This is a genomic window from Aquitalea sp. ASV15 (assembly GCF_016429115.1).
In the GTDB taxonomy this organism is placed as follows: domain Bacteria; phylum Pseudomonadota; class Gammaproteobacteria; order Burkholderiales; family Chromobacteriaceae; genus Aquitalea; species Aquitalea magnusonii.
In genome coordinates this window covers 30,920-43,316 of the sequence record NZ_JAELTZ010000027.1, presented here as the reverse complement: position 1 = coordinate 43,316, position 12,397 = coordinate 30,920, and the positions used below count along the sequence as shown (strand labels likewise).

Annotated in this window: 9 protein-coding genes; 1 reads left to right on the top strand and 8 read right to left on the bottom strand. The window is 65.2% G+C overall.

Annotated elements, in window-relative coordinates; translation table 11 throughout:
- Nucleotides 1–7 precede the first annotated feature (7 nt).
- The 6 genes from dacB to JHD64_RS13115 form a co-directional block, all read right to left on the bottom strand.
- Nucleotides 8–1,429 carry a D-alanyl-D-alanine carboxypeptidase/D-alanyl-D-alanine-endopeptidase gene (gene dacB, locus JHD64_RS13140; protein ID WP_199053508.1) on the bottom strand — a complete coding sequence of 474 codons (1,422 nt, stop codon included), beginning with the start codon at nucleotides 1,427–1,429 and terminating at the stop codon, nucleotides 8–10.
- Nucleotides 1,429–3,603, bottom strand: a complete 2,175-nt coding sequence (locus JHD64_RS13135) for a primosomal protein N' (protein ID WP_199053507.1) — start codon at nucleotides 3,601–3,603, stop codon at nucleotides 1,429–1,431. The genes dacB and JHD64_RS13135 overlap by 1 nt, the downstream gene beginning before the upstream one ends.
- A gap of 489 nt (nucleotides 3,604–4,092) precedes the next feature.
- Nucleotides 4,093–5,154: a uroporphyrinogen decarboxylase gene (hemE, locus tag JHD64_RS13130; protein ID WP_199053506.1), complete on the bottom strand. Its 1,062-nt coding sequence runs from the start codon at nucleotides 5,152–5,154 to the stop codon at nucleotides 4,093–4,095.
- Nucleotides 5,155–5,169: 15 nt separating this feature from the next.
- Complete coding sequence (locus JHD64_RS13125; protein WP_110313376.1) at nucleotides 5,170–6,135, bottom strand: fatty acid desaturase; 966 nt, start codon at nucleotides 6,133–6,135, stop codon at nucleotides 5,170–5,172.
- A gap of 89 nt (nucleotides 6,136–6,224) precedes the next feature.
- A complete protein-coding gene (locus tag JHD64_RS13120; RefSeq protein WP_233170484.1) occupies nucleotides 6,225–6,749 on the bottom strand; it encodes a chromate transporter in 525 nt (174 codons plus the stop codon).
- Nucleotides 6,746–7,306, bottom strand: a complete 561-nt coding sequence (locus JHD64_RS13115) for a chromate transporter (RefSeq protein WP_059287455.1) — start codon at nucleotides 7,304–7,306, stop codon at nucleotides 6,746–6,748. Before JHD64_RS13115 ends, JHD64_RS13120 begins: the two co-directional genes overlap by 4 nt.
- A gap of 76 nt (nucleotides 7,307–7,382) precedes the next feature.
- On the opposite strand from JHD64_RS13115, the gene gcvA reads away from it, so the two are divergent.
- Nucleotides 7,383–8,270 (top strand): transcriptional regulator GcvA, encoded by an 888-nt coding sequence (gcvA, locus tag JHD64_RS13110; protein ID WP_059287454.1) that lies wholly within the window; start codon nucleotides 7,383–7,385, stop codon nucleotides 8,268–8,270.
- Nucleotides 8,271–8,282: 12 nt separating this feature from the next.
- On the opposite strand, the gene JHD64_RS13105 is transcribed toward gcvA, so the two are convergent.
- Both JHD64_RS13105 and JHD64_RS13100 read right to left on the bottom strand, forming a co-directional pair.
- Complete coding sequence (locus JHD64_RS13105) at nucleotides 8,283–9,137, bottom strand: hypothetical protein (protein WP_199053505.1); 855 nt, start codon at nucleotides 9,135–9,137, stop codon at nucleotides 8,283–8,285.
- A 135-nt stretch (nucleotides 9,138–9,272) separates the two neighbouring features.
- The gene (locus tag JHD64_RS13100; protein WP_199053504.1) at nucleotides 9,273–12,389 is read right to left on the bottom strand and encodes an efflux RND transporter permease subunit; all 3,117 of its coding nucleotides are present in this window, start codon (nucleotides 12,387–12,389) and stop codon (nucleotides 9,273–9,275) included.
- Nucleotides 12,390–12,397: the final 8 nt, after the last annotated feature.

Below are 12,397 nucleotides of genomic sequence, written 5' to 3'. Positions count from 1 at the left end.
GTGGGATTCAGGGCTGCATTATAGCTTCTGCCGGCGCCAACTGGCTGCTATCCGGCGCGCTGCGGTCGAAGCGGTGAATCAGATCCGCCACGATGCCGTCCAGTGCCGGCCCCATCGCCAGCGCCCGCGGGCTGTTGATGATGGCGACGATGGCCAGCCGCCGCCCGTCGGCAGCCTGCCAGTAACCGGCCAGCGCCTTGACGTCCTTCAGCGTGCCGGTTTTCATGCGCAGCCGCGGGCCGATGGCGGCAAAGCGGCGTTTGAGCGTGCCGTCCTCGCTGGCGACAGGCAGGCTGGCCAGCAGCTCAGCCGCATAGGGACCGCGCGCCGCATTCAGCAGCACCTGGCCTAGCAGGCGGGCGGATACGCGCTCGCGCCGCGACAGGCCACAGCCGTTTTCCAGCACCAGTGCTTCGTCGGAAATATGCTGCTCGGCCAGCAGGCGGCGTACTGCGCGCTGGGCGGCGGCCGGGGTATCGCTGCCGCCCTCCTCCTTCCCCAGCGTGAGGTAAACGGTGCGGGCCATGGTGTTGTTGCTGTATTTGTTGATATCGTTCAGCGCCACGGTCAGCGGCTCGGACTGGAATTGCGCCAGCGTGCGCGCCCCTGCCGGGGTCGCTGCAACAGCCACCCCCTGCGGACCGCTGCCGCCCAGTTCGGCCCACAGCGCGGCAAACGACTGGGCAGCAAAGTCATTGTGTTCCAGTACATTCACATAAGCCTGACTGCCATCGCAGGTTGCGGGCAGTTTGCCGCTGACTTCGATCTGCCCGGCTTGCTGGCGGATCTGCACCCATTGCCGGACATCCGGGCAAGCAGCGGAACCGCCGGCACTGCTCAGCCTGGCCTGCAGGCTGATGCCGGCCAGTGGCGGGTCCAGCACCACCCTGGCGCCATTGGCATCATTGAAAAAGCGCAGCCAGGCCACTTTCAGGCCGGTGAGATGGGTATCCGGTTCGACCGTGAAAGACCTGCCCTCGTCGCCTGCGAAATTTTCCGCCGTGCCGATGCTGCTGAAAGCGCTTTTGTCCAGCAGCAGCCGGCCGTCGATGCGCTGCACCCCGCGCTGGCGCAGGCCACGCAGCAGCTCTTGCAGATTGGTCGTGCTGAAGCGTGGATCGCCCGCGCCCACCCAGACCAGATCGCCCTTCAATACGCCGTTTTCCAGCGGTGCGTCCGACAGCAGCCGTGTGGTCCAGCGGTAGCCGGGCTTGAGCCGGTTGAGCGCCGTCCAGCTGGTCAGCAGCTTCATGGTGGATGCCGGATTGACCGCTGCATCGGCACGCAGGCTGGCCAATTCGGCGCCGCCTTCGACCGGCGCCGCCCAGATGGCGACTTCATCCGCTTTCAGGCCGTGCAGGTCCAGCGTGGCGCCCGCCGCAGTGGCGGCAAGCATGAGCAGTGCGATAGCGGGTAAAACAGGCTTCATTACATCTCCTGCGGGTCGACATCCAGCGACCAGCGCAAGCCACGGCCGTACTGGCGCGCCTGGGCATCCAGCAGCGGGGGCAGTTGATCAAGAAAACGGTGCAGGGCCTGGCGATTGGCCGACTCCAGCACCAGTTGCGCGCGTTCGCGATTGGCCAGCCGCACCATCAAGGCGGGGGCCGGGCCGGAGATCAGCACCTCGGCGGCCAGCGGCTGTACCTGCTGGCGCACCTGGGTGAGAAAGGCGCTGGCGCTGGCCAGTTCCGCGGCATCGGCCCGCAGCAGCGCCTGATACACCGCGGGCGGAAAGGCCGCCTGCCGGCGTTCCTGCAGCAGGCTGGCGGCAAAGCCATCGAAATCATGTGCCACCAGCGCCTGATACAGCGGGTGTTCCGGCCATTGCGTCTGCACCAGCACTTCACCCGGCGCATCGGCGCGGCCGGCGCGGCCCGCCACCTGGGTGAGCTGGGCAAACAGCCGCTCGGACGCACGATAATCCGCCGAGTACAGCCCGCCGTCGGCATTGAGCACCGTCACCAGCGACAGGGTGCCAAAGTCATGCCCCTTGGCCAGCATCTGGGTGCCGACCAGCATGTCCACCTCGCCGGCATGCACCTTGCGATAGATGTCGTCCCAAGCTTGCTTGCGCTGGGTGGTGTCGCGGTCGATGCGCAGGATGCGCGCTGTCGGGAACAAACGGCCCAGTGCGGATTCCAGCCGCTGTGTGCCCTCGCCCAGCGGCTTGATGTCGGGCGCGCCACACTCCGGGCAGGCATGCGGGACGTTTTCCTCCCAGCCGCAATGATGGCAGCGCAGCTTGCGCTCCAGCAAATGCAGTACCAGCCGGGTGGAGCAGCGCGGGCAACCGCTGGTCCAGCCGCAATCGGTACAGGCCAGCACCGGGGCATAGCCGCGGCGGTTGATGAACACCAGGCTCATTTCCTGACGTTCCAGCCGTGCCGCCAGCGCCTTGATCACCGGCTCGGACAAGCCCTCGACCAGCTTGGCGCGCCGGGTGTCCACCAGCCGCACCTGCGGCAGTTTGGCCGCGCCATGCGCCCGCTGGCTGAGCTTGAGCTGGCGGTAGCGGCCGGCCTCGACATTGGCCACGGTTTCCAGGCTGGGCGTGGCACTGCCCAGCACGATGGGAATGCCGGCCCGGTGTGCCCGCCAGATCGCCAGATCGCGTGCATGGTAGCGCAGGCCGTCCTGCTGCTTGAAGGAGCCGTCATGTTCTTCATCCACCACGATCATGCCCAGCCGCGGCATGGGGGTGAATACCGACAAGCGGGTGCCGATGATGATGTCGGCCCGCCCCTGCCAGGCATCCAGCCAGTTGCGCAGGCGCTCGCCCTCGGCCAACTGGCTGTGCTGCACGGCGATGCGGCTGGCGGGAAAGCGCTGGATGAAGCGCTCGATCAGTTGTGGGGTCAGGTTGATTTCCGGCACCAGCACCAGTACCTGCTGCCGCTGTGCCAGGCAGCGCGCGATGCGCTGCAGATAGACTTCGGTCTTGCCGCTGCCGGTGATGCCATGCAAGAGCCAGGGCTGGAAACCAGCCGGCCCACTGCTCAAGGCATCCAGTGCCGCCTGCTGGTCGGCATTCAGCTGCGGGCTGGGGCCCAGTTGCAAGGGCTGGAGGTCCGGCTCCACTCTGTGCACCAGGCCCTCGGCCAGCCAGTCGGCCAGGATCTTGCCGGCCTGCGGCGTGAGCTGACGGGCTTGCGTCTGCGTGAGCGGGCCATCGCCCAGCGCCTGCCACAAGGCCAGCCGCGCCCGTTGCCGTGCAGCCGGCATCGCAGCCAGGCCCGCATCAGTCAGGCCATAGGGACGCTCGTCCGGCGGCGTGATGTCGCGCGCCTCGCGCAATGCCGTTGGCAGGGCGGTAAACAGGGTCTGGCCCAGCGGGAAGTGATAGTAGGCGGCGGCGAATTCGGCCAGGGCGAGGAAATCGGCTGACAAGGGGGGCAGGCTGTCGAATACCTGTTCCACCTGCTTGAGCTGGCTGTCCGGCAAACCCTCCGGGGGTATGCCAGTGACAACCACGCCACACAACTGGCGATTGCCAAAGGGAACCGCCACCCGCTGACCGGGGCTGACTGGAAAATGAGACAGGTAGGTAAATGCGCCAAATAGGGGCAGATCGACCACCACCTGAACTCTCTGAAGACCCACGGAAATTTTCCCTTTTACATCAAACCCAATTCTGACAAGGCTTTGCGCGATCTATGCACAGAAGCTGTGGATATCTTTGTGCACAACTCGCTTGCCGGCCGGGGAAAGGCTATTAAATCAGCATTTCCGCTAGATTGCACAAAAATTAATCAGAAGAATAAGTGTTTATTTTTCAATGACTTACAATCAGCGCACTAATATTGCCCAGTGGGCTTGACAAGTCTGCACAGCCACAGTTCCCGGTGTGAATAACTCTGAGAACACCACCGGGCAAAGCTGTCAACACCCCTTTGATCAGCCGGGCAAAAAAGCCTGTGCCGGCAGCGCAAAGTCCGCCGCGGCTGGGGCTATACCCCACGACCCGAACTGGATGAAACAGCTGACAGACCCGCTTATTTTGCCAAACACCCTGCTAATAAAGCGGGGATTGATCAGGTCAGGCTGGCCAATAGCGGCATGGCCGGGGCGCATACCCCGGCCATGGCAGGCTTACTGGTGGAAGGGACGGGACAGGCGATGCACGGCCGCTACCAGGGCGGCGGCATGCTCGGGATCGGCATGCTGGGAGATGCCGTGGCCCAGATTGAAGACATGGCCGGAGCCCTGGCCATAAGCCGTCAGGATACGTCCGGCCTCGGCCTCGATGGCTGCCGGCGAGCCAAACAGCGCGTTCGGGTCGAAATTGCCTTGCAGGGCAACCTTGTCACCGACGCGGGCACGCGCCAGGCCGATGTCGGTGGTCCAGTCCAGGCCCACACAGTCGGCACCGATGGCGGCAATGTCTTCCAGCCACTGGCCACCGTTCTTGGTGAACACGATGACCGGCACGCGCCGGCCATCGGCCTCGCGCTTGAGGCCGGCGACGATGCGCTGCATATAGGCCAGCGAGAATTCCTTATAGGCGGCATGGCTGAGCGCGCCGCCCCAGGTGTCGAAAATCTGCACGGCCTGGGCGCCGGCATCGATCTGGGCGTTCAGGTAATCGGTCACGGTCTGGGCGTTCACCGCCAGGATGTGATGCAGCAGCTCAGGGCGGCTGTACAGCATGGCTTTGACATGGCGGAAATCATCCGAGCCACCGCCTTCGATCATGTAGCAGGCCAGGGTGAAGGGGCTGCCGGAAAAGCCGATCAGCGGCACGCGGCCGTCCAGCGCCTTGCGGATGCTGGAGACGGCATCGAATACGTATTGCAGCTTGTCCAGCGCCGGAACGCTCAGTGCGCGGATGGCGCTTTCATCACGCAGCGGGCGCGCAAACTTGGGGCCTTCGCCTTCGGCGAAATACAGGCCCAGACCCATGGCGTCCGGTACGGTGAGGATGTCGGAGAACAGGATGGCTGCATCCAGCGGGAAACGCTCCAGCGGCTGCAGGGTGACTTCGGTGGCGAAGTCCGGGCTGGTGCACAAGCCCATGAAGCTGCCGGCGCGGGCGCGGGTGGCGCGGTATTCCGGCAGGTAGCGTCCAGCCTGGCGCATCATCCAGATGGGGGTATATTCAACCGGCTCCTTCAGGAGCGCGCGCAGGAAAGTGTCGTTCTTGAGCTGGGTCATGATGGTATGGGCTTGCTAGCTTGGCGTAATGGAATCAGCCGGCATTATACCCGTCCCTGCCTTGCGCAGGGGTATTACCGGCAGGGCGGTGGCGGGAGTGGCACGCCACTGGCGCTGCCAGATTACCTGGCCGAAACGGCCATCCCAGTCCAGCCGGGCCGTGGCAAAACGCTGTGGCAAGGCCTGCCAGCACAGCCCCGGCCACAGGTGGTGCACACCGCGCAAATGGCTGTTGAGCAGGCACAGTCCCAGCCAGCGCGGCAGGGCCAGGTTGGCGGCGCGGCGGGCATCGCCCAGCGGCTGGCCGGCAAAGCAGACATGGTCGGTCAGCGAGATCAGCAGCGCGCGCGCCAGCAAGGCCAGCCACAGCATCCAGTCATGCGCGCCGTAGATCAGCAAGGATAGGCCGGGCAAGAGCCAGGCCAGCAGCGCATCCAGCCGCGCGCCATGTCGCTGCGGGCTGCGCCACAGACGGCGCTGCAGCAAGGGGAACAAGGGGGCGCGTCCGGCCAGCCAGCGCCAGCGGCTGCACGCCGGGCAGAACAGCAGCAACAGGCTGCCGGCCAGCGCCATCAGATAGGCCGCCCCACACAGTCGCAGCCACAGGTAAAGCCGGCGCTGCCAGCCCGCCTCCTCGCCCGGTTCATACACCTCCACCCGGCAGGCCGCACTACGGCTGTAGCGGTGATGCAGATGATGCGCCTGCCGCCATACCTCGAAGGGAATGCCCAGGCTGATGCCCAGCAACCGTCCGGCCAGCCGGTTGTAACGCACCGAGGGCAGCAGCAGGCCGTGCACGGCTTCGTGCAGCAGCTGCCAGCGCAGCGGAATCAGCAGCACCGCCGCCACCAGCAACAGGCCATAGGCCGGATGAAACCAGGCCACGGCCAGCGGCACGGCCACCAGTTCAACCAGCCACAAGCGCAGCGCCAGCAGCAGCAACACCAGGTTGAGGCGGACGGGAATGGCAGAGGAAGACATGCGGGCTCCGGCGGCGGCAGTAGCGCGCAGTGTGACGGTTCAGCATGAAACACAGATGACGCTGGCCGCCACCGCCAGCAGAGAGGCGTTCAGATCCAGCCGGCAAAACCCAGCAGCGCGCCGCCGGCCAGCAGCCACAGCGGATTGACGCAGGTACGCCAGGCCAGCACGGTACTGGCGGCACACAACAGCCAGCCGCTCCAATGCTGGTTGGCCGCCTCGCTCATCAGCATGGCACTGCCGGCCACCAGGCCGATGGTCAATGGCGCCAGACCGCGCTCGATGGCGCGCCGCCATGGCGAGGCATGCCAGCGTTGCCACAGCCTGGCCACGTAATAACACAGCAGGGACGAGGGGCCGCACATGCCCACGGTGGCGACGCAGGCCCCGGCCAGACCGGCCACCTTCCAGCCGATCAGGCTCACCACCAGCACATTCGGCCCGGGCGCGGCCTGGGCAATGGCAAACAGCGCGGCGAATTCCTGGCCGCTCATCCAGTGGTGGCTTTCCACCACGTAATGATGCATTTCCGGAATCAGGGTAATGGCTCCCCCCACCGCCATCAGCGAAAACAGCGCGAAACTGCCCAGCAGCGACAGCAGTAGCAGGATCATGAGCGCGCTCCCGTCCGCCCACGCTGCCACGCCAGCAGCACCGAAACGGGAGCCAGCACCAGCAACACCAGCAGCAGCGGCCAGCGCAGCACTCCCACGGCGATAAAGGTCAACACGGCCAGCAAGGCGGCCACCGCATGGCGCTCTATTTTCGTTCCCATGCGCAAGGCCATGGCCAGCAGCAAACCGGCCGCCGTGGAGGCCAGGCCATGCAAGGTGCCCTGCACATCCGGCAGGCTCTGGTAATGGTCGTACAGCACCGCCATGCTCAGCACGATGACCAGCGGCGCCAGCATCAGGCCGGCCACCGCCAGCCAGGCACCGGCCACACCGTGGCAGCGTGAGCCGATGGCGATGGACATGTTGACGATATTGGGTCCGGGCAGAATCTGCCCCAGGCCCAGCAGTTCGGTGAATTCTTCTTCGCTCAGCCAGCGGCGCTGCTGCACCAGCATGCGATGCGCCTGTGGCAGCACACCGCCGAAACCGCTGAGTCCTATGCTGAAAAAGCCCAGGAACAGCTGGCGGCGGCTTGGAATGATCAGGGATGGAGTCATATTGCAAGCCTAGCCCGCTCCGGCCCGATCAACAAACGAGTTTTTATGGCTTTCCATGTGAGCTAAACTCACCAGCATGAACCGACGCCTGCCTCCGCTGAATGCCCTGAAAGCCTTTGAAGCCGCTGCCCGCCACGGTAGTTTCAGCGCCGCAGCCAGCGCGCTGTATGTGACACATGGTGCCATCAGCCGCCAGATCCAGCAGCTGGAGCAGTGGCTGGGGGTGGTGCTGTTCGAGCGCCACGGCCGGCGCGTGCGGCTGTCGGCGGCCGGCCAGTCCTACCTGCCGGCGATTCAGGCGGCACTGGACAGCATTGCCGCTGCCACCGAAAAGCTGACCGCACGCAAGCAGGGGCGGCGGCTGAACATCAATGTCACCCCCACCCTGGCCATGCACTGGCTGCTGCCGCGGCTCACCCGCTTCCAGCTGCGCTATCCCGGCGTCGAACTGCGGCTGGCGACCTCCGATGCCAGCATCAACAATCAGAACGCCGATTTCGACATCGCCATCCGCCGCGGCAAGGATCACTGGCATGGCTTTGTCTCGCATGCCTTTCTCACCGAACGGGAGATTCCGGTATGCAGCCCGTCCCTGCTGCAACGCCTGCCCATCCACCAGCCGGCCGATCTTGCCGTCCACACCCTGCTGCATGCGGAAACCCGCCCGGTCGCCTGGGCGCGCTGGCTGGCCGCCGCCGGCGTACCGGCCCTGCAATCGGCAGCCGATCAGCATTTTGATCATTACTACCTGGCCTTGCAGGCGGCGGTGGACGGGCTGGGGGTAACACTGGGGGCCTTGCCGGTCATCGAAAGCGAGCTGGCCAGCGGCAAGCTGGTGGCGCCGCTGGCCGGGCCGGAAATCAGCGTGCGCGGCTATTCCTGGGCGGTACCGCAAGCCCTGGTGGGCGATGAACTGGTGACAGCCTTCTGCCACTGGCTGGAAGAGGAAGGCAGCCAGCACTGAGGCCGGCAGCCTTCAGGGGCGATACCACAGCCGGGCATCCTGCAAGGGCGTGGCCGGTGGCAACAGCGGATTGTCCAGCGGGATCAGCGTGCGCTGGGCCAGCGCCAGCCCGGCCAGGTCCTGGGCGTTATAGCGCAGGAACAGCTGGTTGAAACGGCCGTCCTGCAAGGCCATGCGCAAGCCCTGTTCCAGGCGGGCCGCCAGCTGCGGCTGATGCGGGCTGACAAAGAAATACATGGCCGTGGGATAACGCAGCAGCAGGTGGTGATCGATCACCAGCCCTTTTGCCACGGGCATGGCCGCTTCGCGCTGCACTTCCATCACGCTGCGCGGGAAATAGTCGAAACGCTTGCGCTGCAACATGGGAAAGAGATTGCCATAGTCCTGGCTGGTCAGTACCTTCAGGCCGGCACTGCGCAGGATGGTGGTATCCGGCCAGTCGTCCACCTGCCCGGCCACCAGGCGCGCCAGTTGCTGACGAGTGCGGATGCCGGCCAGCAAATCGGGCTGGTCGGCCGGCACCAGTGCCACCCGCCAGCCGATCAGCCCCTTGTCCAGCGGAATGCGGATGGGCAGGGCCTTTTGCTCACGCTCATTGCTGGTCATGCCCCAGAACAGGTCGATGCCGCCATCCGGCTTGCCCAACTGCACCAGGGCGCGCGACTGGTTCATGGCGCTGGCGGCCAGCAGCTGGCAACGCAGCCGCGCCTCGTCACAGGCCAGTTGCAACAAGGCCAGCATATAGGGCCGATGCGGATCGCTCAGCCCGGAAACCAGGGCATAGCGCACCGGCTGTACCGGTACTGCAGCCAGGCTGTGGGCACTCAGCAGCAAGGACAACAACAGGGTGGCAAGTGGCTTGAACATGGCGGCGACCTTGGTGTGTATTGATACTGTTATAACAGATGCATCAAACCATCACTGCCTCGCTAGCAGCAGGCTACTGCAGTGTAGACAGCCACCTGGCCGCTCACCGTGCCATCCTGATCGAATGACCAGTGGCTAAGCCACGTGCTTGCTGTTCCCGGTTGGCGCCAGCCACCGCCGCAGCCACTGGCGCACACCATCCAGATAGCTGTAGACCACCGGCAGCACAATCAGCGTCAGCAGGGTGGAGGTGATCATGCCGCCGATGATGGCATGCGCCATCGGCGCGCGGGTTTCCGCCCCTTCGCCGCCGCCCAGCGCCATCGGCAGCATGCCGAAGATCATCGCCAGGCTGGTCATCATGATGGGCCGCAGCCGGACCCGGCCGGCTTCGATGATGGCCGCGCTGCGCTCCAGGCCCTCGCGCCGAGCCTGATTGATGAAATCCACCAGCAGAATGCCGTTCTTGGCCGACAAGCCCATCAGCATGATGATGCCGATGACCGAGAACATGTTGAGGGTGGAGCCGGTCAGCCACAAAGCGAGGAAGACGCCGACAAAGGCCAGCGGCAGTGCCACCATGATGGCCAGCGGCTGGGTAAAGCTGCGGAACTGCGCCGCCAGGATCATGTAGATGAAGATCACCCCCATCGCCAGCGCCTGCAAGGCATAGCCCAGTGATTCCTCCATGTCGCGGCGCTCGCCCTCCTCGGCCAGCACCACGCCGGGCGGCAGCTTGAGGGCGGCGGTGATCTTGCTGATGTCGGCAAATACCGAACCCGGGTCGCGCCCGGCGATATTGCCGGTGACAGTCACCTGGCGCAGCAGGTCGACCCGGTCGATCTGGCGCGGGCTGAGGCCGGGGCTGAGCCGGGTCACGGTGGACAGCGGCACCATGCTGGCTGCGCCATTGGCATCCGGCCGCCCGGCCACGGTGATGATGTCCAGCAACTCATTGCGCCGCTCGCTGCGCGGCACTTGCAGCAATACATCGTAGTTCTCGCCATCCGGCGCTTCCCAGCTGCCCACCACGTCGCCCGCCAGCAACTGCGACAGGGTGCTGCCCACCCGGCTGAGATCCACCCCCAGGCTGGCGGCGGCATCGCGGCGGACTTCCAGCTTGAGCGCCGGGTCGGCGTCGGCCAGGCTGCTTTGCAGATCGCCCACGCCCTGCACGCTGCCCAGCTGCTTGATCAGGGCCGTGGCCGCGGCATCCAGCTCGCTCAGATTGCTGCCGCGCAAGCCGATATTGATGGGTTTGCCACCCGGGCCTTCCTTGCCCATTTCTTCCAGCGACAGGATTTCCACCCCGGCCACCCGGCTGACGGCAGTGCGCGCCTGCTGCATCACGCTGAACAGGCTGTGATGGCGCGTGCTTTTGCTGCCCAGATCCACCACCAGCTGGCCATCGCTCTTGCCCGCGCCAAAGCTGCCGCTGCCGGCGGTCAGCTGGATGGACTGCACCGCCGGCAGACGGCGCAGCAAGGCTTCCAGTTCGCGTCCCTTGCTGGCGGTGTAATCCAGCGAAGAGCCGGGAGCCGTTTTGTACGATAGCGAAAACTTGCCCTTGTCCGCGCGTGGCATGAATTCGCCACCGATGAAGGGCAGCAGCAGGCAGCTGCCAACGAGCAGCAGCAGCGCGCCGCTCAGCACCGTCTTGCGATGGCGCAGCGTCCAGCCGATGGCGGTCACATAGTGTGCGGCCAGCTGGTCCAGCGAGCGTTCACAGCCGTCCAGCAGCCGGCCAAGCGGCCCGCGATGGCGGTCGCCATGCTGGTGCGGATCGGGCCAGACCGAGGACAACATGGGGTCGAGGGTAAAGCTGACCAGCATGGAAATCAGCACGGCCACGGTGACGGTAAGGCCGAACTGGTGGAAAAACTTGCCGATGATGCCGCTCATGAAACCGACCGGCAAAAACACCGCCACCACCGTCAGCGTGGTGGCCAGCACGGCCAGGCCGATTTCATTGGTGCCATCCAGCGCCGCCTGATAATGGCTCTTGCCCAGATGGCGGTGACGCACGATGTTTTCGCGCACCACGATGGCGTCATCAATCAGCAGGCCGATGGACAAGGACAGTGCCATCAGCGTCATCAGGTTAAGCGTGAAGCCGAGCGCTTGCAGCGCAAACAGGGTGCCGATCAGCGCCACCGGCAGGGTAAGGCCGGTAATCACCGTGCTGCGCCAGCTGCCCAGAAACAGGAAGACGATCAGCACGGTCAGCGCCGCGCCCTCCAGCAAGCTGGCTTCGACATTGGCCAGCGATTTCCTGACGTCTTCCGACTTGTCATAGGTAAAGCGCACCTGGGTGCCGGGCGGCAGCTGGGCTTGCAAGTGATGAATCACCTGCTTGACGCCATCGGCCACCTCCACCACGTTGGCGCCGCGTGCCGCACGGATGTCCATGCCCACGCCGGGCTTGCCGTCGATCAGCGCCAGGCTGTCCGCTTCGGCCTCGGCATCGCTGACACTGGCGATGTCGGACAGGCGAATGGGGCTGCCATTGCGATAGCCGGTGACCAGGCTGGCAAAGTCGTCCGGCGACTTGAGCTTGCCGCTGACGCGCACGCTCAGCTCATTGCTGGCGGTGCTGACGGCGCCGGCCGGGTAGTCGCGGTTACCGGCGCGGATGGCATCGGCCACTTCCTGCAGCGACAGCCCGCTGGCTTCCAGCCGGTAGGGGTCGACATCGATGCGGATCTGCCGCTTCACCCCGCCCACCACCTTGGCCTCGCCCACACCGGATACCGTCTGCAGCCGTTTTTTCAGCGTATTTTCCAGCCAGGTGGTCAGGGTGCGTTGCGACACCTGGCTGGAGCTGAAGGTGAGCGACAGCAGCGGCTGATCATTGGGATTGAATTGTGATACCGATGGCGTGCTGATTTCACGGCGGAAGCGGCCCTGCACCCCGCCCACCCGGTCGCGCACATCCTGCACGCCGACATTGGGGTCTACCGTCAGGGCGAACTCCACCACGATGGTGGAGCTGCCCTCGAAGGAGTAGGAGCGGATGTGCTTGACGCCATTGATGGTATTGATGGCCTCTTCCAGCGGGCGGGTGACCTCGCTTTCCACCACTTCGGGCGAGGCGCCGCTGTACTGGGTGGTGATGACGGCGACCGGGAAGCGGATGTCCGGCAGTTCCTCCACCGGCAGCCGCGACCAGGCAAACAGGCCGAGCACCAGCAAGGCCAGCATCAACACGGTGGCAAAGTAGGGATTGCGCACGCTGACACGGGTCAACCACATGGCAGCTC